This is a genomic window from Anaerobiospirillum sp. NML120448 (assembly GCF_023050945.1).
Classification (GTDB): domain Bacteria; phylum Pseudomonadota; class Gammaproteobacteria; order Enterobacterales; family Succinivibrionaceae; genus Anaerobiospirillum.
Genome location: NZ_JALKIM010000054.1, coordinates 1 through 24,535, shown reverse-complemented (window position 1 = coordinate 24,535; position 24,535 = coordinate 1). Strand labels below are relative to the sequence as shown.

Genomic DNA, 24,535 nt, shown 5'->3' with positions numbered 1-24,535 from the left:
ACATAAGTGTTTAATAGCTTATAAGTCCTGACTATAAAACTACACTATTTTATCCTTCTGTATTATATTTTATAAACAACGTTAATTATTTGTTTTTATCTGACGCATCAAATTGTCGGTCTATATGTTTTAAGAACAATGAAGCCTAGAGAACTACTCTAGGCTTTGTATATTGGTAATAGGATAGAAGTGCAGCTTTGTTAAGCTATATGCGCTATACGCTAGCTTGTGCTTAAGTTTTAGCGCCAAGCTTTAGCTATGGCGCTGGCGTTAGCGGCGACGAGATTGGTACTCGAGGAAGGAAATAAAACTGTCTAGGTCGCTTTCGGTTTCATCGTTACGGCCTGAGATACTTAGCAATACCAAGTCGCCAGGATTACCATAAACTAGAGCTTCAATGCCATTATCGCAATTAAAGGCCCAGGCATTGGCTAATAAATTAGATTTAACTGGTAACGTGCAATTCATTTGTTCAGCAGAGACTCGAGCAAAGGTACTAGCACTGACATTAGAACCACTCATATTAGCAATATAGGTTACATTTACTGCAATTTTGCCTGAGTCGTGAACATAGGATAAGGAATTTTCTACACTAGGATTAGGTTGTACCGTCCAAAAGGATGGACATGGGATATTATGGCTTTGAGCCTCATCTGGAGTAAGAGGAGTGGCAGGAGCACTAACAGAGGCAGATACAGCAGCATCGGTAATAGGAACATCATTAGGCTCAGATTTGTTATTTTGCGCTAAAGCAATAGAACAGGTACTCATTAATAAAGCACCAGCTAAGCACCAAGAGGTAACAACCTTAGTATTTAAAACGCTCACTATCCTTATCTCCAGAGAAAAAAATTTCTAAAAAAGAGCCCTAGGTGACAACACAACTAGGGCCTTTTAAACGCTTATTAAAGCGCAAGATACTTAAATGATCTTACTTTTGAGCATTAGCCTTTAAAGCATCAATCATTTCAGTGGCAATAGTCTCAACTGGACGGTTGCCATCAAGCTCTAAGTAATAAGTCTTACCGTTTTGAGCTAAGTTCTTATAAAAAGCAACTAAAGGCTCAGTCTGCTGATGGTAAACATCTAAACGAGCACGTACAGTTGCCTCTTCATCGTCAGCACGGATAACTAAGTCCTCACCAGTTACGTCATCCTTACCCTCAACCTTTGGTGGGTTGTAAACGATGTGGTAAGTACGACCTGAGGCTAAGTGCACACGACGGCCAGACATACGCTTTACAATCTTCTCATCTGGAACTTGTAACTCAACAACAGCGTCGATATCGATGTTAGCTTCAACTAAGGCCTCAGCTTGAGGAATAGTGCGAGGGAAGCCATCGAATAAGAAGCCGTTCTTGCAGTCATCAGCTGCAATACGCTCTTTTACTAAGCCTAAAATAATGTCATCAGAAACTAACTGACCTGCATCCATAACTTCTTTAGCTTTTAAGCCTAGTGGAGTGCCTGCCTTAATAGCAGCACGAAGCATGTCACCAGTAGAAATCTGAGGAATATCAAAAGCCTTGGTTAAGTTTTGAGCTTGAGTACCCTTACCTGCACCTGGTGGGCCTAATAAAATAATGCGCATGATTGCTCCTAAACGTTAAGGAAAATCTAAATCAGCTATCATTATACTAAACTTGCACATAAATCACGCAATCTAAACATGCTAATTTGTCTAATGCGCAATTTTAGGGATTATTTCCTTAAGTTAAGATAAAAAACAAAAAGCTCCTGCTAATAATTTAGAAGGAGCTTTTTTGTTGGGTGATAGCGCCAGCGCTAGCGCATGCGTTAGCGCTGGGGCTCACCTTAGCTAGCCAAGCTAGCTAAGGTGAGCTTTGCTAGCTTAGTTTAGGAGATTAGGCCTCGAGGGAGGAATCGCCTTGGTGGGTTGGCTCAGTCTCTGGGGCTGCACCAGACTTTAATAACATGCGGTTCATTAAGGTAACAAACTCACGTGGGTTCTTTAAGGTACCCTGATCTGATAAGGTGGCCTGCATAAAGATTAAGTTAGCCCAATCCTTAAATAAGCTCTCATTAGGCTCAGCATAAGCTTGCTTTACTAAAGCATGCGCTGGGTTAAGCTCTAAAATGAACTTCTCAGCTGGTAATTCTGTGCCTTGCATCTTAGCAATGAAGCGCATCTGCTGGCTAAAGCCAGAGTTAGCAGCAGATTGAACTAAGCAAGCAGGGGACTCAGATAAGCCGTCGGCAACCTTAACATCCTCAACCTCAGAACCTAAAGCTTCCTTAAAGCGCTTGATTAAATCCTCATGCTCTTTTTGGGTTTGCTCACGCTTAGCCTTATCTTGCTCGTCCTCAAGGTCGCCTAAGTCTAAGTCAGCAGCATTAGCACTGATAAACTTCTTGCCTTGGTACTCATTTAAGTAAGAGCAGATCCAAGAATCAATTGGTTGCTTCCATAATAAGAGCACCTCAATACCCTTGGCCTTTAAGCGCTCTAAGTTAGGGGAGTTAACAGCCTTGTCATAATCATCAGCGCATAAGTAGTAAATGTTCTTTTGCTTCTCAGACATACGTGAAATGTAGTCATCTAAAGAAACATTACATACGATGTTGGTGTCATGAGTAGAGGCAAAGCGTACTAACTTTAAGATCTTCTCTTGGTTGTCACGATCATCAGAGATACCCTCTTTTAAGACATCATTAAAGGAGGCTACAAACTTAGCATATTGATCCTTGTCAGCGCTAAGCTTCTCAATCATGTTAAGAGCACGCTTAGTAATAGCGCTCTTAAGCTTTCTAGTTACCTTGCTCTCTTGGAGTAACTCACGAGATACGTTTAATGGTAAGGCATTAGTATCAACTAAGCCACGTACGAAACGTAAGTAAGCAGGAATAAATTGCTCGGACTCATCCATAATAAAGACGCGCTGTACATAAAGCTTAATGCTGTTATTGTGGTCACGCATCATAAGGTTCATTGGAGCCATGGATGGGATATAAAGTAAAGAGGTGTACTCAAACTCACCCTCTACCTTATTGTGAGTCCAGGTTAAAGGATCTACATAATCGTTAAAGGAATGCTTATAGAAGCTCTTGTAGTCCTCATCGCTAACGTCCTTAGGGTTTCTAGTCCATAAGGCCTGGGCATTGTTAACTTGAACAAACTTATGGGTTTGCTTTGGCTCTGACTCCTTGCCTTCCTCTTGGCCTTCGGCCTTCTCATCTTCTTCATAAACCACATCATAAAGCTCAACAGGGGTTGAAATGTGGTCAGAATACTTGTTGATAGCCTGACGTAAAGTCCAAGTATCTAAGAAATCTTTGCAATCATCCTTGATGTGTAAAATGATCTTAGTACCACGCTCAGCAACAGTAGTATTCTCAGACTCGAAAGTACCATTACCAGTAGAGCTCCAGCGTACACCCTCTTCAGCGCTAGCAGTAGCAGAGCGGGAAATAACAGTAACTTGATCGGCTACGATGAATGAGGAGTAGAAGCCTACACCGAACTGACCAATAAGCTGAGAGTCCTTAGCCTGATCACCAGATAAGTTCTTAACAAATTCCTCAGTACCAGACTTTGCAATAGTACCTAAATTAGCATTAGCCTCTGCTAAGGTCATACCTAAACCATTATCTTGAATGGTTAAAGTATTGGTATCTTTATCTGCACGAACACGGATCTTAAACTGTGGATCATCCTTGATTAAATCAGGATTAGTTAAAGATAAGAAGTGTAACTTATCAATAGCATCAGAAGCGTTAGAAATAAGCTCACGTAAGAACACTTCTTTATTGGAGTATAAAGAGTGTGCCAATAAATTTAAAAGCTTGGTAACTTCAGTTTGAAAACCGTGTACAGTAGCTGACATTTTATAAAACTCCAGAAGAGAACTGCCGCCCCTAAAACTTCACTTGCATGAAATTTAAGTGCAGGCCTATCTTAATCTTGTCTCAACACCAAGGATTACTCCAAGGCGTTTGGCGCTAGGCTACAATTGCTAGGCTGGCTAATCGTCCTGAGCATCTAAAGTTAGCCTTGTTACTACAGTAGAGCTTTTTATCAAGGTGCTCACGCGATTAGCTAGCAGAAGCCTTAATTAAACAACATATTATTGCAACCTGTATTGTAGATGGGGTCAGCTAAAATACATTTCAAGTCCTAGAGGCAAACTTTTTAGCAAATCCACTACTAAACCCCAAGCCCTATCCCCTATTTAGGCTTTGCCTTATGTAAACTTTACCCCTACTTTTACAGCCTTAAGATTATGTTCTGTCCATGCAAAAGCTATCGCCAAGACAGCTCTTGTTGCATGCATGCATGCTTACTTACTTTCTTGATATTTGCCTCTTGCTCTGTCGTTAGTAGCTCTTTGCCTATTATGACAATCCAAGAATGACCTATATTTGGCCCAGGCTTTAGCATCTGCTATCACCCTTGATAAGCAAGCCATAAGCTTGGCCAAAGAGCAATAAATATAGGATGACAAAAAGGTTAGGCCTTTAGGAGGTTAAGTAGAAAGCTAACCTGCCCTAGCGCCTGTGTGGAATTTTGGGTAAGTTGTTAGATGGTGCTAAAGATGGCCAGAGGCTAGTACTAGTTTTCAAAAGTTTCGCCACCTGTTTTAAAGCACCAAAACCTCGAATTTACTAGCTTTAAGTAGCCTTTAAGGGGGTGACGAACTTTTGAAATCCAGTAATAGCTGCCAGCAGTCAGCATCAAGCGACTAGCAGACAGAGACCACCAGCCATCGACTTGCGATCAGCGGCTGTACTTGATTGAAAATGGAGGGCAATCAGGCAAGCAAGCAAATGTGTTTGCTTGCTTGATGTGAAAAATTAGTGCCTAGGAAAATGGGCGACGGTTCATGAAGGAGCTAGCTAAAGTCTTTTGATCTACTGAGTCTAAGTCACCACCTAAAGGTACGCCTGAGGCAATCTTTGAAATGTGCTTAATATTGTGTCTTTGGGCTAGTGAGGCTATAAAAGAGGCAGTAGCATCACCCTCAATAGTAGGATTAGTAGCTAAGATAATTTCATCAAATTTATTGGTGGCTAATAATGAGTCTAATAATGGTAGACCTAATTCCTTAGCACCAATACCATCAATTGGGGACAAGTGTCCATGCAGTACAAAGTAAAGTCCAAAAAAGTTATTACTATTTTCAATAGCCTCAACATCAGAAGGGCTTTCTACAATGCATAGAGATCTAGTGTTATGACGCTCTTGATTAGCACAAATCTTACATAAATCAGAGTCAGAGTAATTGCGACAACAGGTACATTGTCTAATATTATTCATAGCTTCGATTAAGACATGTCCAAGCTCAATAGCATCTGAGCGTCTTCTATCCAATAAATGATAGGCAATACGTGTAGCAGATCGGGTACCTACTCCAGGTTGAACTTGTAAAGCTCTAATTAATTTATCAAGTTGAGCAGAAGATGACATATTCTTATCAGTCCTTAGCTAGAATACCCTCACCTAAACTAATGCTAGGCTCAGGATGAATCGCACATGTATTTTAGTATAAGCTTGAGAGCTTTTTGTCCTGACTATTGCGCTTTAATGAACAGGGAAATATTGTTGCAGCCCTGACCTGCCCTTAGCTGCCATGACCACAGGCACGATAGTATAGTCCCTTTTAAGCTTTTATTTTTAACCATAATTAGCGACCGAATAATTTGAGCAACACCTCAAGACTAAAACTAACAGCTGCAAGATGTGGAAGCTGAAAGCTTGCTGCTATCCAGCGGCCAGCGGCTGCTATCTGGCGGTAAGCTGGGAGCTGCAAGCTTGCAGCTTGACGACAAGCGCAAGCTTGGCATCAGGTGCAAGTTTGGCGGCGCTAAAATAATTAAACCCAGTCTCAAGGTCAAAGACCAAGTAAACTGGGTTTGTAAGCAAGATAATTTTGCTAAAGCTCAATACTTTAGAAAGGAAGCTTCATGCCTGGTGGTAATGGAAGACCAGCAGTTACTTCGGCCATCTTAGCCTTGCTTTGCTCTTCTACACGACGATTGGCATCATTGCAAGCAGCTGCAATTAAATCCTCAAGCATTTCCTTGTCATCGCTTAGTAAGCTATCGTCAATAGAAACACGACGTACTTCGTGCTTGCCATTAACAGTAACCTTAACTAAACCAGCACCAGCCTCACCAGTGCACTCAAGAGTAGCAATTTCCTCTTGAACTTTAGCCATACGCTCTTGAAGCATTTGAGCCTGCTTCATCATGTTGCCCATATTGAACATGTGTATTTAACTCCAGAAAAAAAATTTCTTCTATTCTGACCAAGATAGTCTAAAAAAACAAGAATCAATTGTACAACATGGTCAGCAGATATCAAAAAAAATGGCCAAGAATTTAAAGCAATTCTTGGCCTTGAATCTAGTTAATTGGTAATTAGATTTGCTTTACAGGGATATGTAAGCTTGGGCCTTTGCGCTCTGGACGAACTACTAAGTAGATGCCAATAGCTAAGAGCACGATAGCAACCACAGTAGTGGCTCCAAAAGGAACTTCACCTACTATAAAACCACCTAAAGCATAAATAATCATAGCTAAGGAGTAGGAGAAAGCTAACATGTAAACTACAGCAAAGGTAAATAAGCGAGTATTGTTAAGCTGACGCTTCATTGCACCTAAAGCTGCAATACATGGAGTAGAGAACAAGTTAAAGGCTAAGAAAGACATGGCAGCAGCTGAAGTTGTAAACTCACCATGTAAAGCTGCACTTAAAGAAGCATCATCCTCAGCAACCTCACCTAAACCTAAGAGCACAGCTAAAGTACCTACTACATTTTCCTTTGCTAATAAGCCAGTAATAATTGATACTGAAGCCTCCCAAGAAGCAAAGCCTAAAGGAATAAAGATAAAGGCAATAGCACTACCAATAACAGCTAATAAAGAATTATTAACCTCAACCATGCCAAAGCCATCTGAGGTAAAGTTAAAGTTTGATAAGAACCAAACTACTACTACGGTGGCAAAAATTACAGTACCAGCCTTGATAACAAAAGAGCGGCAGCGCTGATAAGTTGAACGTAAAACATTACGTAACTTAGGCATATTGTAATTAGGCATTTCTAATACGAAAGGAGAAACATCCTCTTTGAAGGTAGCATCCTTTTTCAAGATAAAGGCAGTAAAGCCAATAGCAAAAATAGCTAAGAAATAAACTGCTGGAGCCACAATAGTAGACTCAGGGAAGAAGGCAGCTGCAATCATAGCTAAGATTGGAAGCTTGGCAGAGCAAGGAACAAAGGTGGTGGTAATAATAGTAATACGCTTCTCATTGATATTATCAATGTTGTTAGTTGCCATAATAGCTGGCACACCACAACCTGATGCTACTACCATAGGAATGAAGCAGAGACCAGATAAACCAAAATGACGGAAGATGCGATCAAGCACAAAAGCAACACGGGTCATATAACCACTTTGCTCAAGCAATGATAAGAGCATAAAGAGCACAATCATTTGAGGCACGAAGCCTAAAACAGCCCCCACACCGCCAATAATACCATCGACCACTAAGCCTGAAAGCCACTGTGGAGCGTTGACACTCTCTAATAAAGCGGTAGCGCCATTAGTAGCATACTCTCCAAAGAGCACATCATTAGCATAGTCAGTACCCATAGTACCAATAGTGCTTACAGCTAAGAAGTAAACCATGTAAACAATAAAGGCAAAGATAGGTAGAGCTAAGAAACGATTAGTAACAATATCATCAATACGCTTAGAAAGATTGTTATTACGACCCTTACCCTTAGTAACAGCCCTGGCAATTACACCATCGATAAAAGCATAACGCTCCTGTGCTGCCAAGCTCTCTACATCAGTAGAGTATGCCTTTTCTAGCTCTAAAATTTCTTTATTAACTTGAGTTAAGACCTTCTCGTTATGAGCATACTCATCCATAAAGGCGTGGTCATGCTGTAGTAAAGATAAGGCAATAAAGTTACGAGAACCTTCAAACTCATGATCAGTGATTAAGTTAGCTACATTGTTTAAACCAGAAGCAAGCTTTTCATCAAGAACAGAACAAGTAGCTACACAAGCTTGATCTACAGCCTTAAAGAGCTCATCAATACCCTCTTTTTTAGCAGCAGAAATAGCAACTACTGGAACGCCAAAGCTTTTTGAAAGCTTATCAATATCAATTGAAGTTTGCTCTTTTTGAGCTAAATCCATCATATTAAGCACTATAACCATAGGACGCTTAAATGAAAGAATTTCACAAGTTAAAGATAAAGAGCGCTCTATGTGGGTAGCATCTACAATGTTTACAATCACATCGTAGTCACCACTTAATAAGTAATCACGAGATACACGCTCTTCTGGAGAATATGGTGATAAAGAATAAAGACCTGGTAAGTCAGTAACCTTATAATTATGAGAGGCCACAAAGCCAGTTACTTTATCTAAAGTAACGCCTGGCCAGTTGCCAACATATTGATTAGAACCAGTAATGCAGTTAAACAAGGTGGTCTTGCCACAGTTTTGGTTACCAATTAAAGCAATGGTCTTGCTCATTTGAATAGCTCCTATCCTTAGGCAATCTCAATTAATTTAGCGTCTTCTTTGCGTATAGTTAAAGCATAACCTCTAACATTAAGCTCCATAGGATCGCCCAGTGGAGCAAAGCGCATTACTTCAACCTGAGTATTTGGGGTAAGGCCCATATCTAATAAACGACGACGTAAAGAGGTGTTGTGACCATTAACAGCCACTACTGTGCCTGACTGTCCAACTGTTAAAGTGTCTAATGTCTTACTCATAATAAATTCTTGTACTTTTACCAGCTTTGTAAAAGCAAGGCAAAACTAAATTCTAAAAACTTCTTAGCTGAACAAACTTAAGCTAAAACTTAATATATGTCAGGCCATTGTCTTCTAACAACTAAATGAAAGTTGCTTTGATAGTCAAACTATCTCTTTAAAGTTTTAGCTAACTTGAGTTAGCTAAAGACAACTTAAAGGACGAAATGTATTCGTTTAATGTTAGTTAGTCTACACTTACTCAAGCTGCAATTCAACATTTTTTTAAAGCCTGACCATTATTTGCATCAAATGGAAGCGCCCCATTAATAGCCTGTTTAACTTACTTTAAGGTCTCTACTATAGATGCCACTCTAGATAGAAAGAGCTTTTTACAAAGATAGCCTCTATACTTTAGTGCAATCATTTGCATTGTTAATGCAGCAATGTACAGAAATCACCACAATCTCTACCTGATAGGGCACCTGGTGCTTATTTTCTTTGATGTTTTTTGCTAAGAGTTTGGCTTGAACACGTGCACGGAGTTTAGATGTTTTAAGCTTTTAAACCAAAATTGTGCGTGTTGAGAGATCTGCACCAAAGATGTTCCATTACTTACTTAAGGTAATGTTGTAATTAGTTAAAAGGGCCATTCATAAGCCTTATTAATTAAAGAGCTTAGCAAAACTTAAAATCCGATCTGTCTCAAATATTTATTTTTTTGTTGAGAGCTAGCGCCCACTTTTAATGAAAAAATTTAGCTATATAGAGCTTAGCGTTTAAAATGAGCTCACTTTACATACAGACAAACGCTTGCAGATTTGTAAAGGAAGTTTAGAACTACGCAACTTAAACTTCTTGGGCGTGAGCTCTTGAATATGCAAACATTTGGCTGGCTGTATTGCCCTACAGTTCTCTAGTCCTGATATAGCACAGCTGTTGTGCACTAGGTTAAAGGTTAGCTCTCTCGGGTCTTTTTCTGCTCTAGGACTAAGATTGTGTGTTTTTGTTGATGTTGATTAATTAAGGAGTCACAAATGCCAAGGTATATGTGGTTCATTATCGCAACAATCGCCCTGATTGTTGGTTACTTTATTTACGGCAAGATTGTTGAGAAAATCTTTGCTCCAGACCCAAATCGCAAGACCCCAGCTGTTACCAAATATGATGGCGTAGACTACGTTACTATGCCTAAATGGAAGCTTTGGTTAATTCAATTACTTAATATTGCAGGCGTAGGCCCAGTATTCGGCCCTATCATGGGTGCTTTATATGGCCCTCAAGCTTTAATTTGGATCGTTATTGGTTCTATTTTTGCTGGTGCTGTACACGACTACTATGGCGGTATGCTTTCTGTTCGTTACCAAGGCGCTAACGTACCTCAGATCGTAGGTTACAACTTAGGTAAAATTTTCAAGCAGATTATGCGTGCCTTTGCTGTAATTCTATTGCTCTTAGTAGGTGTTGTATTCGCTACTGCTCCTGCTAACCTCTTGGCAAAGCTCACTCCTGAATCATTAGACTTCTTCTTCTGGTTAGCTGTAATCTTTATTTACTACTTCATTGCTACTTTAGTACCAATTGATAAGCTAATCGGTCGTATCTACCCAATCTTCGGCGCACTCTTAATTATCATGGCTGTTGGTATTACTGCTGCTATGTTCATTAAGATGCCTGAGCAGTTCTATTCTTGGGCAGAATGGGGCGTAAACCCTCATCCACAGGATTTACCATTATGGCCTCTTATGTTCATCACTATTGCTTGTGGTGCATTATCAGGCTTCCATGCTACCCAGTCTCCTTTAATGGCTCGTTGTATTGAAAACGAGAGCGAAGGCCGCATGGTATTCTACGGTGGTATGATTGCAGAGGGCTTCATTGGCTTAGTATGGTGTACCGTTGGTATGACCTTCTACCAAGATCCAGAGACCTTAAACTCCACTATTAATGCTGGCACTGCCTCTGCTGTTGTTTACGATTCTTCACGCGCTCTTATGGGTGGCTTTGGTGGCTTATTAGCTATCTTAGGTGTTATCGTATTACCAATTACCTCTGGTGACACTGCTTTCCGTGCTGCTCGTTTAACTATTGCTGAAGTATTTAACCTTGATCAGACTAATAAGTTAAAGCGCTTATACATTGCTCTTCCAGTATTTGCTCTTGGCGTTGCCTTATCCTTCATTGACTTTAACATCATTTGGAGATACTTCGGTTGGTCCAACCAGACCTTAGCTGCCATTATGCTTTGGACTGCTGCTGCTTACTTATACCGTCGTGATAAGTTCCACTGGGTATGTACACTCCCTGGTGTATTCATCACCGCAGCATGTATCACATACATCCTCTATGAGCCAAACATGGGCTTCGGTATGGATATCTTTATCTCCCAGATCATTGGCTTAGTTGGTGCTGTTGCTATCTTACTTGCTTTCTTAAAGTTTGGTAAGAAAGAGATTGAAGGCGCACCAATGGATGCCTAATCTATCAAGATTACTTAAATTAGAGCTCAATTAAGCTAACACATACCCAAGTTGAGCTCATAAAAATGCCGCTTTATTAGCGGCATTTTTTATTATTTACAAGCTCTTTTATCCCTGGAGCAAAGCTAAGATATCGTTAGGGTGCTTAAAATAGTGTTGGCACTCAAGCTGTTGCTTGCCACAATATCCCCATAAGGCCAAGCCAAAATCAACCCCTGCACTCTGAGCACATTGCAAGTCAGTGTGAGTATCACCAACAAAGAGTATTTCTTCTTTTTTAGCCCCTGTTTTATCCATATACAACAAAATAGAGTCAGGAGCAGGCTTTGGTCTTTTTACATCATTAGCACAAATAGCACCGCCTACGTAAGCTCTAAGAGGCTCAGGTTCCCAACTACCTAAAGGGCCACCTTGAGATACACCTCTTGTTCTAGAGGTCACCAAATAGCTATGATAGCCCTGCTCTTTTAGGCGCTCTAATAATTCAATCACGCCATCATAAAGACAAAATAAATTACTTTTAGTACGAACCAGCGCAACCCAGTCCTCAACCATACGCTCAATTTGTTCCTCAGGAGCTTTAAGCATTCTAAGGCCATCCCTTTCAGGAATACCAAAAATATCAGCATAATCTTGCTCAGTGCAGTTATGCCCAGGCATATAGCGCTCAAGTATCTCTTTTAGACTGGACACATTGGCCTGATAAGTATCAATCAAAGTCCCGTCCACATCTAACAATATATGCTTATACTTACTCATATAAGGCTCTTAACTCCCTATCACACTAAACTAAACTTTTGCCTAGCACCGCCGCCCTGTTCAGCTCAGCCCCTGCCGCTCAACACAGCCGCAGCTTGGCACAGCAGCAAGACACAGAGCCGCCGCCTGCTAAGCAGCGCAGTGCGGCGCAATGCTGTGCAGCGCAGTCTCATGCTCTACACTAAAGCTTAAGCAAGTGTATCATGCTAGCAGCAATAGCTTAAACACCCCATATTTAATGGCCCTACTACTATTAAAAAGCGCCTTTTGCAAATTAAAGCGCAGACTTTACTGACAACATTCACGGCAAAGAGCCTGCCATTAATAGCTTTTAGTAGTAGTAGCAGTAAGACCTAGTGGTTAAATTGAAATCTCATTGCACAAATAGCACTAACCTACTCAGTCAGTAAAATTGTGGAAAAGCACAAGACAATTAGCAAATTAAGGTGCCACTTTGGTTCGTTAGTATGTAATGGGTTTTCAATTTAACCACTAGCCTATCCAAGCAAGATACGTCTAAGACTGGGGTAGCACAGTGCTATATTATGAAAAATAAGATTTAAGATTAATGATGCAATCTACGAGAGCAAGGACAGGATACCAAAAAAGCAAACGTGAGGCTGGCAAGAGCGCAAGCAGCAAGTGTCAGGTTAGCAAGCGGCAGGCTTGCAAGCTTGCAAGAGGGGCATTACAAACTGAGAAACAAATACTTTGCTCTGAGAGCTTTAGTGTGTTGTTTTTTTTGTATTTGTGCTAAGAATGGCTTTGGAGGAGTTTGGTAATGAAGGTGAAAAAATGCCGCTCTTTGTGCAGAAGAGCGGCATTAGCGTCTGTATGCAAACTCTAATAATCATCAGACAAAGATAGTGCATAGGAAATTATCAGTGCCTGATTAAGTATTAGAGTCAATGGTTTTAAACTTGAAATTAGAAAGCAAAAGTAAAGCGAGCGTATGCGCCTACATTGTTATCAACATCTAAAGTGCCGATTTCATCACCTGAGCCATTGTAGAACTTGAGCTCACGGTCAAAATAGCCAAAGACACCGCCTGATAAATGCATCTTAGGAGTGAAGTTGTAAGTAGCACCAATGCTTGCACCTTGTGACTCCTCTCTAAAATAAGCATCGCCATAGGAAGAGTCGATGTAATAAGTATCACGTACGGTTAAATAGGTGATATCAGCAGATAAAGAGCGGTTAAAGCGATATTGCAACTTGGTCTCAGGATAAGCAATAGAGCCAGTCCAACCCATATCACTATTATTACCAATCTTTAAACCAACAATAGGTAAGAACACATTATCGGCAGCATTTAAGTTGGCATAAGCACCTAAATAAGCTGTCATATTGCGATAGAAATTCCAGCCTAAAGCTGCACGAGGGCTGATAGAGTAGCTGTCTGATAAAGCTAAAGAGCTCTCAAATAATGCACCTAAATTAAGACCATAGTAAAGCTGAAGATGGGAGCTTAAAGATAAATCCTGGCTAAAATCAAAAGCAATCTTATTTAAAGCATCAAATGGCTCATAAGAACCAGAAAAGTCATACTCAGAGCGCTTATACTCTACTGAATAATCAATGTCGTTGTAAGAGCCGCCCAAAATAAAGCCGAAACTAGAGTTTTGCACATTGCTATTAGTACCCTTGATATCAGCCTCATTAGTTAGCTGAGTGTCTAGCTTTAAAAAATAGTTGTTAGCTAATGCACTAGAGGTGCAACCTAAAGCTAAAACAAGAGCTAAATAAGTACGAGAAAATTTAATGCGCATAGAAAAAACCTAATACTAAAAAAATAAGCTGCACTAGCTAATGTCTTTCATTTAGTCGAGCTAGACAGCTTTAATCATGTCCATAGGGACTCAAATAGAATTTGCCTCATCATCGTGAGCTTAGTTACTCTACTCTATTCTTAGCTTTAAGCGTAGCTTAAGTAAACTTTTCAAAGCAGGTAAATTCTATTTGAGCCTATATGGTCAATTAATAAAAGAGCTTATAAATAAGCTTTTAAACAAGTTTATTTTGTAAGTGCCCGTGATTATAGCAATATAGTTATCAGAAATACCTTTAAAAATGGTACAAATGTCAGTAAACAAGAAAAAATTTACATACAAGGTGTAAGTTACCCCAAAAGAGCATAACCATCACCTTTCTTTACCGACAAATACTCTTATTTTGCAGGTCATCAGATTAAGTTATAGCCTTGATAAGCTCACTTTGAAGTTACCCATAGCCATCACCCTTAACAGCATGACACTACTTGCAATGAGTGTACTGCTAGTATGAACTTGTTTATGCTTTGCCCAAGCTCCTGTTCTAAGGTGTATTTGGTATTAGGACTCAATCTTTTGCTCTTTATCTTGGCTTAAGCTTCTATGGTATTGTGAGCTTTAGCATGTTGTGGAGCGCAGCGGAGCTCTGCTAAGCTGTAGCTTAGCTGAGCACAGATGTGTGACTGTTTAGGGTATGACGTACTTTATTGCTTGATTGCTTTATTACTTGATTGATTGATTGCTTGCTTGATATGTTGTGTTTAGCCTCTGGGGCACCTAAATGGGCTATCAATGAATAATTAATGAGAATCTGTTCGTGCATAAATTTGTAAGCTTTAAAAAACTTAATATGAATTAGCTGACAAATGCTATATCTATCAAGTTCACAACCAACTACTACTAAAAGCTTTGCAACTTTGTGAGCACGATCAATCCTACCGTTATTGACAATATTTTTCAGATTAAGAAAATATCTAGTAGCTGAAAAGTTTTTTCAATACTTTATAAGCTTATATGTTGACTATATTTTTTTGTGAGTGTGGCTTAGCACTTTCTTAAGATAAGATTGGTTTACCCAACTTACCAGCTTATTTACTTTGAAATAAGTTTTGCTCTACTAACAACTAGCAGTCATTTATTTTAATTGGCCCATACCCTATTAATCTTGTGATTACTAAGCAGACTTAAAGTCTACACGCCACTAAAAAAGCAAACAGGGAGCACATTAAGAAAAATATCTCCTACTGGATAATTTATTGATATTTTTCTCTTATATCTTTTGGATTGATTAAATCTCCTCTACCTCATTTTGCAATGAAGCTTAGAGCCGTGAAAATATTGTTGTGTGTTGATAAGTTTTCGAGGTGGGGATGATACTTGAGGAATTGTTTTATGAAAAATATTTTTGCCAAAGGCAAAAAAAAGGCTCTATTTAAAAGCCTAATTAGTGTTTTAGGGTGCTCATGTTTGCTCTTCACTTTAAGTGCTTGCGGTAATGATAACCAGGCTACCGTAGCTACTACTGATACTACTAGTGCAACTTTTACTAATAGTGCTAATAAAGTTGTCATTAAAGTAGGATATGAGTACGCAAAAAACGGCTCCTTTGATTTAGGCATGCGACGCTGGCAAGAAGAACTAAGAAATATTTCTAATGGTTCTATGGACTTAGAGCTTTTCCCTGATGATAGTTTAGGCGACAAGCAGGATTTGCTACAAAGAATTAAGTCAGGCGAAAATATTGTTTCTCCAGCTTTGGCTGCTGATTTTTATGCTTTAGGTTCTTATGATCTAGGTATTTGCTCTGGCCCTTATCTTTTTAAGAATTGGGATGAGGCCTATCACCTTTCTAAGAGTAAGTGGTTTGAGAAGGAAAACCAAGAGCTACATAGCAAGCATGGCATTCATATTATCTCTACTCTTTGGAATAATAGTATTCGCTACCTATTATCCTCACGACCAATTACTCAATTTAAAGAATTAGATTCTTTAAGAATACGTGTGCCAAATAATGATATCCAAAATAATACTTGGAAGGTTTTCGGCGCCACCCCTGTTGCAATTCCCAACTCTCAGCTCAAAAGAGCGTTTGCCAATAAGGAAATTGACGCAGCTGATTTAACTACTGCCCGTATTTACACTATGGGTCTCTATAATGATGCTAAATACTTGTTACTAACAAGCCATGTCTACAGTATTAATAACATGGTTATTGGTGCCAAGTATTGGGATAGTCTTACCTCAGCTCAACAGCAAATGCTAACCGATAGCTGTAATCGTGCTGCTAAGTTTTACAATGTAGTACAAGAGGCCAATGAATATACCATCTTAAAAGAGATGCAGGCTGCTGGATTGACTATTACTAGACCAAGCCCTGAGATGTTAGCCAAGCTCAACCAAAGAGCTAACACCTTCTATACCTTGCCTGTCTTTAAGAAATGGTCTCCAGGTCTTTACTACAAGGTCTTAGGCGCAAAAGCTATTCCATGGGCCTACTACACCAATGGCGGTAAGATGCCTGAGGGTAAAAAATAAGCAACTAGCCCTCTAAATAAGCAGGTTCAATTAACTTCGAACCTTGTAATCTTAAGTTTTTCACAGCACTCTTATAGAGCTGTTGTTACCAAATGGCCCCATTTTCGGGGCCATTTTAGTTTGAGTCACTCATAATTAACGTTGCAAAAAAAATAAGGGCACGGTTAATTTTCTAAAATTTCCATCAAACCATCTTTATAAATTTGCCTAAGACCACTACAGCTACTACGCCCCTACCTGCTCTACCTCATACAAGCTAACAGAACTTCAATTTCCGTATTTTCTTGCCATCTACCATTATTCATCCCCCTATCTTTTTAGCTATGGCTATGCTTTTAGCTGCGCTTCTTGCCAAGCATCATGCCATGCTTTATGTCTTGCTATTGCCAAACTTTAAGACGTGCATTATGTTGCGCTTTATTAGCCTGTGACGAAAATAGGTTAACCTTGATACGCTGGAACCCTATGGGCTTACGCATGGGAGTTGGTCAGTACCCATGCACCAGCAATCGACAGAGAGCGACATGGTTGACTGCCATAAGATTAATTTAATAGAAGCAATGCTTTATCCAGCCTTCCATTGACTTTGTTTATATTGTGCTAATTTCAAAGTGGAGCAAGAATGATGTAAAGCTTGGCTTAGCTAAAATTACCTTAAGGAAATGGTATGTCTGAGGAGCTTTAATTAAGCTAATGCCCATCTCTGCTCAAGGACTAATAGCTAAAGAGCTAGGAGAAAAAGCTGTGGTGGGAGATAAAATCTTGGCAGAACAAAATTAAAAAGCCATAAGAGATGCTTTGGTTAAAAAACAGCTCTTATGGCTTAGATAATGTTTTTGTTGATGTTTGATGTTTAGTCTTTAGAAATCATAAAAGACTAATTGGATTTAGATTTTTATCCTAAATACTTAACTAAGGTGTTACGTACAGCCTTAGGGCCTACCATCATTTCTTTAAATAAGTCCTCAACCTTAGTGCCAAGACCAATTTCATAAAGGTCAACACCAAATAAAGAGGCATTACTTAAAATTGGCTTGAGCTTATCGCCTACAGTTTCAGTCTTACCAAACTCAATACCAGCCATCTTAGCCTTTAAATCAGGAATTAAAGGATCATCAGAGAGCTCAAAAGCACAGCCTTCGTCATTAATAGCTAATAAATAGCGTAACCAGCCAGCAATAGCTAAAGGTAATGCAACTAAGGAGGTAGCATCTAAACCTTTCTTGTGATAATTCTTTAAGGTTTCGCCAAAACGTACAGTAACCTTCTGTGAGGTATCAGTAGCAATACGCTGAGGAGAGTCAGGTAAGCACTTGTTAGTTAAACGCTGCTCAATAACCTCGGTTAAGAAATCACGTGGGTTTAAAATCTTAGGATCGTCTACTACCTTTAAGCCCTCGTCATAACCAAGCTTCTTAACTAAGGCAACTAACTGAGCATCATCCATCTCAGCAGCAATACGATCGTAGCCTAAAATACAGCCATAAACAGCTAAAGCAGTGTGTAATGGATTTAAGCAAGTTGTAACCTTCATGCGCTCACATAAATCTACACCAGCGCCATCAGTAAAGAGTACGCCAGCCTGCTCAAGGGGAGGGCGGCCATTAGGGAACTTGTCTTCAACGATTAAGTACTGTGGCTTTTCAGCATTAACGAATGGAGCAATAAAGGAGCCACGAGCAGTCTTAATAGGATCCATGTCCTCAATGCCACGATCCTTTAAGAGCTTAGCAATAGAATCATCTGGACGTGGAGTGATCTTATCAATCATAGTCCACGGGAAAGCTACCTTAGACTCATCCTCTAAGTAAGCAATGAAGCCTGCATCAACAAAGCCCTTTTGCTCCCATGCCTTAGCAATTTCTACTACTGCGGCCTTAAGCTTATCACCATTGTGAGAGCAGTTATCCATGGAAACCATGGCAATAGGTAAAGCACCAGCCTTATAACGCTCTAATAATAAAGCAGCAGTCCAAGACATGGCGTGACCAACCTTAGCAGGACCTGCCTCGATATCCTTTACGATTTGAGGCTGATATTGGCCGTCAATACCACGAATAGCATAGCCCTTTTCTGTAATGGTATAAGAAACTAATTGTAAAGAATCCTTGGTAATTAATGACTTAACCTCTTGCTCATCAGAAGGTGCTGAGCCATTAAGTTTGTAACCATGTACTACTGAACCAATAACACGTAATTCTACATTGGTATCAGGAAGTAAGGTGACCTCCATAGTGAGCTTATCATGAGGAGTAAATACGTCATCAATGATAGCACCATCATAAACTGACAAAGTTTGAATACCAGAGGTCTGAAGGCCTTTATTTAAAAGATCTTGCTGTAAAGAAGCAACAAAACCACGGAAAATGTTACCTGCGCCAAAGTGAAGCCATACAGGGCTCTCTTTGCTATGAGCTTGAACCTTAGCTACGTCATACTTAGGTAATTCAACTTTAGCTTGTTCAAAAGCTGCAACGTCTTTAATGCCTTCTAAAGTAACCTTCATAATTAAACAATCCTCAAAAACACACTATTTAACAAAAATCTTGGCTCAATCGTTAAAAAGATAGCTACCTCTTTAAGCAAATTAAAAAAGCAGCTATCTAATTTTTCCTAACAATAAGAATTTAAGTTAAAACTCTTACTTCCAAGGAGCAGTAATTGAGTTGATGTTATCAGGATATGGCATACCCTTGCTCTTGCGGATAGCTTCCTCAAGACCGATTAAGTAGTTAGAACCTAATGCACGGTCGTATAAGCCATAACCAGGGCGTGCAATTTCACCCCAGATCTCACGGCCATGATCAGGACGGATTACACCGTTAAAGCCAACTTCAACTAAGGCCTTGATAATTTCATAAAGGTCTAAGCTACCAGTGCATGATACGTGGGAGCTCTCGTGGAACTGGTGATCACCAGTGTGTAATACATTACGTACGTGAGCAAAGTGAATACGCTTGGAAATAATTGGATCACGAATAATGCTTGGAATATCGTTGCCTGGGTTGGAGCCTAAAGAACCAGTACATAAGGTGAAGCCATGTAATGGGCTGTCATGTAAAGCAGCGATCTTTAATAAATCCTCACGGCACTTGGTAATACGTGGAATACCAAATAAATCGTATGCTGGATCATCTGGGTGAACGCCCATCTTAATGTTGTACTTCTCACAAGTTGGCATAATTGCATCTAAGAAGTACTTATAGTTGGCACGTAACTCATCACCAGTCATGCCCTTAAACTTGTTAATCTGGGCAGTGATTTCATCCTTACGATTGAGCTCCCAACCAGGCATTTCAAAGCCATTGGAGTTGTTGGCAATACGCTCAAACATTTCCTCAGCGCTTAAGCCTTCAATTACTTTACCGTCATAAGCTAAAGCAGTAGAGCCATCACCTAAAGGCTGAGCTAAATCAGTACGAGTCCAGTCAAAAACAGGCATGAAGTTGTAGCAAACTAAGTGAATATCGTTCTTACCACAAGCCTCTAATGACTTAATGTAGTTTTCAATTAACTCGTCACGAGTAGCAGCACCGTACTTGATGTCCTCGTGAACATTAATGCTTTCAATACCTAAGAGCTTAAGACCAGCCTTCTCAACAATTGCCTTACGCTCAGCAACTTGCTCTTGAGTCCAAGCTACACCAGCTGGGATCTCATGAAGGGCTGTAATAACGCCTTCCATACCAGGAATCTGACGAATCTTCTCTAAAGAAATGCTATCCTGCTCTGGGCCAAACCAGCGCATAGTCATGTGCATCATATGACGGTATCTCCACTTTAGCAAAGCTCAATTAAGCAAAGCTGCTTGAGCTTGAGCAATGTCAACATCAACTACTAAATAATCACTAAGAGCAAAGTAACAAGCTTATTGTTATGTCTTATTTAAGCTCTGTACCTTGTATGTTTACTAGTATAGGTTATTCCGCTATTGCATACTAGTATGCAAGATAAGATTTTTTCCTTTTCTAGCTCAAAAATTCAAAAATTGTGACGCAGCTTTAAATTTATCAACAAAACTGGATATGAGACGCACATTTGGCTTACTAATGCACGCCATAGAAGTATTATTTACAACTAACACTGGTCGACCAGTTAAGTGTTTTGCCGAAAATTACTTCTAAATAAAGCCTATAAAAGTACTGAAAATATCTGTCCTATATTGCTCTACATTTACGTTTATTAATCTGCCAAACCTCTCAAAAACTTTCTTTGCTTGTCATAGCATTATGCAAATCACCCGAAACATTAAACATCAGGCCCTGCCAATAGCACCAATAACACCAATGGTTTTGTCAGTATTTACCGCCTAACTAACACCTATTGCCTGAGCTAACAAAGCTCTTGTTACTTCCTAATAAGGTTAGTAGCAAGTTAGAAAATCACTACACGCTATATGGAAGCTTGGATCCAAACTTAACCACTATATTAAGCAAATTAATGTCACTACTACTTTAATCTTAAGCTCTAGCTGCTTAAACAGCTTATTTATGGTAAATATCTAAGGAAACAAAGAAACATTGTTAAAAAATGCTGCTAAAGGCGTAATACCAACAATATGAGGGTGTACTCCTCTATATAATTCAACTGACTAGCACTATTCGTATGATTAATTGTGCGATATATATCAGAATTTTATAAATATTCATAAACACCGAAAGATTGTGACCTAGAGCAAATTTTTAATAATCTTAAAAAATATGAAATATTTCTCCACAAATAAGATATATAATTAATGAAAATTTGTAACATCTTTTAATTTTGTTGCAATTAAGAGTTTTACTTAAGGGTTGGCATCTTATGGGTATTTTCGAAAAGCTAGAAGCAGCACAAAAAAGTCTGACTAAAGCAGACTTAGCTTTATGGCACTATATTAAAGAAAAGGGCCTTGATGTTTGTAATGCCCCTATTTCTGAGATAGCTAAAAGCTGTGGTGTTTCCCATGCTACAGTTACTAGATTTGCTCGCAAATTTGGCTATGAGTCCCTTCAAGCTTTTAAAATTGCTTTAGCCCAAGAAATTGGCCCTAGCAAAGATTTAGGTCACCTCATACCAGTAAATATCTCTTATAGTGAAAGCTCTATTGAGACTGCATCAAAGCTTTCACAGCTGGTGTCATCAACTATTATGCAAACAGCCCAAAATGTTGATCACCAAAGCCTTAACAAAATTACCAAATTTTTAGCAGGAGCCAGACGAGTACTATTTATAGGTAAAGGTAATAGTGGCTTTGTAGCATTAGATACTGCCTTTAAGTTTAATCGCATTGGTATTGATGCTCGAGCTATAACTGATACTCATGAAATGCTCATTTTATGCTCATTGCTTACTAAAAAAGATGTGGTAGTAGCATTCTCTAACTCTGGCACCACCCCTGAGGTGATCCAAGCTATTTCTTTAGCCAAAAATGAACACGCCAAAGTTATTGCTATTACAGCTCAAGAGTCATCAGAGCTTTGCTCTTTAGCCAATGAAACACTACTTTATACAGTACGTGAAACCTGCTTAGACTCAGGTTCAATTTACTCAAAGACCGCAGTATTTTTCATTGTTGATTTAATCTTTACTGAACTTTGCAAGTTGTTAGGACAAAGCGCAGTAGATATTAAACATAAAACAGGCAAAGCTTTAGTTAACTTTTGTAAACCAACTTTTGGTAAGGAGCTTTTAGAAAGTGAAACTCCTGCCTTAAGTGACATGGATCGTGACTAGTTTTAGGATTTAAGCGCCTTAAGTGATCAACCACTGAGCGCTAAATATAGCCTCTATGAGATAGTGGCTTACATATGTGTTTAATATCTTCCCTATTAAACACTTGAGGTTTTGTTTTTGTTGGGCTGGGCAGTTTGGTACTTTATTATTACCAAATTGCCAGCTTTTATCTTTGTTGTTTAGCATCTTGCTCTAAGTAAGATGCCTCATGATGCGCCATTGGAGCCAAGCTTATTTTTAAGTAGCTCTGGTTAAAACCTAGCGCACCTATGCCTTTTTTCGTAGGAGAAACACATGCGTATTTACCGTGCTAATAACTATCAGGAGTTAAGCCGTAAAGCTGCTAACATCATTTCTGCTCAGGTTATTATCAAGCCAAATTGCGTTTTAGGTTTAGCAACTGGTTCTAGCCCAATCGGTACTTACAAGCAATTAATCGAGTGGTACAACAAGGGTGACTTAGACTTTTCTGAAGTTAAGACTGTAAACTTGGATGAGTACCGTGGCTTAGGCAAGGAGAGTGATCAAAGCTACGTTTACTTCATGCATCACAACTTATTTGACCACATCAACATTAAGCCTGAAAACATCAATATTCCTGATGGCAAGAACCCAGATGCTGTTGCTGAGTGCGCCCGCTATGACAAGGTTATTGAGGACGTAGGCGGTATCGATATCCAATTATTAGGTATTGGCCGCAATGGTCACATCGGCTTTAACGAGCCTGGTTCTGCTTTTGAGAAGAACACCCACTGCGTAGACTTAACTGAGAGCACTATTGAGGCTAACAAGCGCTTCTTTGCCTCCATTGATGAAGTACCTCGTCAGGCTTATACCATGGGCATTCGCTCCATTATGCACGCTAAGCAAGTTTTATTAATCGCCTCTGGCGAGGATAAGGCTGAGGCTATCTACAAGTCCTTCTGGGGCCCAGTAACTCCTGAAGTTCCAGCATCTGTACTCCAATTACACCCTAATGTAGTTTTAGTTGCTGATGATGCAGCTTTAAGCTTAGTTAAGTAATAGTTTTAAATAACTTTTCTTAAAAAAATCAAACCCAAGCGAAGCTAAAACTTTGCTTGGGTTTTTTTCATGGTAAACAGAAGCTGTTGAGCCATCAATCAAGTTAAAACATTTCTCATACTATATTTGCCTCATAATTTCAGAACACTCTTAAATCATGTTCATAAGCCAATCCATTACCAAATTAAACTCAAATTTGAAAAATGTACGTTTAAGCATTTAACTAAGCTAAACATACTTTAATAAGGTGAAAGTTAAACTTACCTTTATACTTTTGAAACGGTTGTTATATTTGGCTTTTTAACTACTAAAAAGCCACCGCAACCCCAATCTTGAAGCACCTAATGACATAGCCATTAAGCTTTCTTTGACCAACACAAACCTTTTTTGGCCAAGCAGGTACAATCGGCTTACGCCTCCCTGACCGACCAAGCGTCAATTTGTGTACAAAGAATTTGCAGTAGACTCCTTATCCGTTCTGAATGGTTGAAGCCACTCAGATTCGTGAGCCTCAAAGAGCCAATGGTTCTTCTTCGGTCATTACGAAGTTAAAACAAACTCAATCGCTACTGCTCAGCAACGCTCCCATAGCTGGCCTTTCTACTCAAGAAAGGCACGATTGAGCCGAAACCTTTTAGTTAATGCCTTTAAAGCATCAAGCTAAGAAAAATTACGGTATCACAGGAGGATAAACCTACATGTATACTGTTAATGTGGTTAATGTGCTTGGTTTTCAAAATACTAAAAAGCCAGCACAGCCGTAATCTTGAAGCACTTAATAGCAAAGCCATTAAGCTTTCTTTGATCAACACAAACCTTTTTTGGCCAAGCAGGTACAATCGACTTACGCCTCCCTGACCGACCAAACGACAATTTGTGTACAAAGAATTTGCAGTAGACTCCTTATCCGTTCTGAATGGTTGAAGCCACTCAGATTCGTGAGCCTCAAAGAGCCAATGGTTCTTCTTCGGTCATTACGAAGTTAAAACAAACTCAATCGCTACTGCTCAGCAACGCTCCCATAGCTGGCCTTTCTACTCAAGAAAAGCTCGATTGAGCCGAAACCTTTTAGTTAATGCCTTTAAAGCATCAAGCTAAGAAAAATTACGGTATCACAGGAAGATAAACCTCCATGTATACTGTTACTATGGTTAATGTGCTTGGACTTTTCAAACTACTAAAAAGCCACCACAACCCCAGTCTTGAAGCACTTAATAGCAAAGCCATTAAGCTTTCTTTGACCAACACAAACCTTTTTTTGGCCAAGCAGGTACAATCGGCTTACGCCTCCCTGACCGACCAAACGTCAATTTGTGTACAAAGAATTTGCAGTAGACTCCTTATCCGTTCTGAATGGTTGAAGCCACTCAGATTCGTGAGCCTCAAAGAGCCAAAGGTTCTTCTTCGGTCATTACGAAGTTAAAACAAACTCAATCGCTACTGCTCAGCAACGCTCCCATAGCTGGCCTTTCTACTCAAGAAAAGCTCGATTGAGCCGAAACCTTTTAGTTAATGCCTTTAA

15 protein-coding genes are annotated in these 24,535 nt (G+C 39.5%); 4 read left to right on the top strand and 11 right to left on the bottom strand.

Annotated features, from left to right (window positions below; translation table 11 throughout):
- Positions 1–270: 270 nt before the first annotated feature.
- From MXE38_RS09030 to MXE38_RS09000, 7 genes are all read right to left on the bottom strand, one after another.
- Positions 271–828 (bottom strand): hypothetical protein, encoded by a 558-nt coding sequence (locus tag MXE38_RS09030; protein WP_246914091.1) that lies wholly within the window; start codon positions 826–828, stop codon positions 271–273.
- 103 nt (positions 829–931) lie between these two features.
- Positions 932–1,591: an adenylate kinase gene (gene adk / locus MXE38_RS09025; RefSeq protein ID WP_246914090.1), complete on the bottom strand. Its 660-nt coding sequence runs from the start codon at positions 1,589–1,591 to the stop codon at positions 932–934.
- A 274-nt stretch (positions 1,592–1,865) separates the two neighbouring features.
- Entirely contained in the window at positions 1,866–3,845 is a 1,980-nt protein-coding gene (htpG, locus tag MXE38_RS09020; protein WP_246914089.1) for a molecular chaperone HtpG, read from the bottom strand.
- Between the two features lie 974 nt (positions 3,846–4,819).
- Entirely contained in the window at positions 4,820–5,425 is a 606-nt protein-coding gene (gene recR, locus MXE38_RS09015; protein WP_246914088.1) for a recombination mediator RecR, read from the bottom strand.
- A 481-nt stretch (positions 5,426–5,906) separates the two neighbouring features.
- The gene (locus tag MXE38_RS09010) at positions 5,907–6,227 is read right to left on the bottom strand and encodes a YbaB/EbfC family nucleoid-associated protein (RefSeq protein ID WP_246914086.1); all 321 of its coding nucleotides are present in this window, start codon (positions 6,225–6,227) and stop codon (positions 5,907–5,909) included.
- 151 nt (positions 6,228–6,378) lie between these two features.
- Complete coding sequence (gene feoB, locus MXE38_RS09005; protein ID WP_246914084.1) at positions 6,379–8,511, bottom strand: ferrous iron transport protein B; 2,133 nt, start codon at positions 8,509–8,511, stop codon at positions 6,379–6,381.
- A gap of 17 nt (positions 8,512–8,528) precedes the next feature.
- Positions 8,529–8,756: a FeoA family protein gene (locus tag MXE38_RS09000; RefSeq protein WP_246914082.1), complete on the bottom strand. Its 228-nt coding sequence runs from the start codon at positions 8,754–8,756 to the stop codon at positions 8,529–8,531.
- A gap of 1,016 nt (positions 8,757–9,772) precedes the next feature.
- Here MXE38_RS09000 and MXE38_RS08995 point away from each other — a divergent pair.
- Positions 9,773–11,215 carry a carbon starvation protein A gene (locus MXE38_RS08995; RefSeq protein ID WP_246914080.1) on the top strand — a complete coding sequence of 481 codons (1,443 nt, stop codon included), beginning with the start codon at positions 9,773–9,775 and terminating at the stop codon, positions 11,213–11,215.
- Between the two features lie 108 nt (positions 11,216–11,323).
- On the opposite strand, the gene MXE38_RS08990 is transcribed toward MXE38_RS08995, so the two are convergent.
- Together MXE38_RS08990 and MXE38_RS08985 are read right to left on the bottom strand one after the other, a co-directional pair.
- Positions 11,324–11,974: an HAD family hydrolase gene (locus MXE38_RS08990; RefSeq protein ID WP_246914078.1), complete on the bottom strand. Its 651-nt coding sequence runs from the start codon at positions 11,972–11,974 to the stop codon at positions 11,324–11,326.
- Between the two features lie 926 nt (positions 11,975–12,900).
- On the bottom strand, positions 12,901–13,743 hold the full coding sequence (locus tag MXE38_RS08985) for a hypothetical protein (RefSeq protein WP_246914076.1): 843 nt from the start codon (positions 13,741–13,743) through the stop codon (positions 12,901–12,903).
- A gap of 1,392 nt (positions 13,744–15,135) precedes the next feature.
- Between MXE38_RS08985 and dctP the strand changes: the two genes are divergently transcribed.
- Positions 15,136–16,278 (top strand): TRAP transporter substrate-binding protein DctP, encoded by a 1,143-nt coding sequence (gene dctP / locus MXE38_RS08980; RefSeq protein WP_246914074.1) that lies wholly within the window; start codon positions 15,136–15,138, stop codon positions 16,276–16,278.
- A gap of 895 nt (positions 16,279–17,173) precedes the next feature.
- Here dctP and MXE38_RS08975 read toward each other — a convergent pair.
- Both MXE38_RS08975 and MXE38_RS08970 read right to left on the bottom strand, forming a co-directional pair.
- Complete coding sequence (locus MXE38_RS08975) at positions 17,174–18,784, bottom strand: mannitol dehydrogenase family protein (protein WP_246914072.1); 1,611 nt, start codon at positions 18,782–18,784, stop codon at positions 17,174–17,176.
- Between the two features lie 135 nt (positions 18,785–18,919).
- Positions 18,920–20,041, bottom strand: a complete 1,122-nt coding sequence (locus MXE38_RS08970) for a mannonate dehydratase (protein WP_246914070.1) — start codon at positions 20,039–20,041, stop codon at positions 18,920–18,922.
- Positions 20,042–21,078: 1,037 nt separating this feature from the next.
- On the opposite strand from MXE38_RS08970, the gene MXE38_RS08965 reads away from it, so the two are divergent.
- Both MXE38_RS08965 and nagB read left to right on the top strand, forming a co-directional pair.
- Positions 21,079–21,990 carry a MurR/RpiR family transcriptional regulator gene (locus MXE38_RS08965; RefSeq protein WP_246914068.1) on the top strand — a complete coding sequence of 304 codons (912 nt, stop codon included), beginning with the start codon at positions 21,079–21,081 and terminating at the stop codon, positions 21,988–21,990.
- 294 nt (positions 21,991–22,284) lie between these two features.
- On the top strand, positions 22,285–23,013 hold the full coding sequence (nagB, locus tag MXE38_RS08960; RefSeq protein ID WP_246914066.1) for a glucosamine-6-phosphate deaminase: 729 nt from the start codon (positions 22,285–22,287) through the stop codon (positions 23,011–23,013).
- Positions 23,014–24,535: the final 1,522 nt, after the last annotated feature.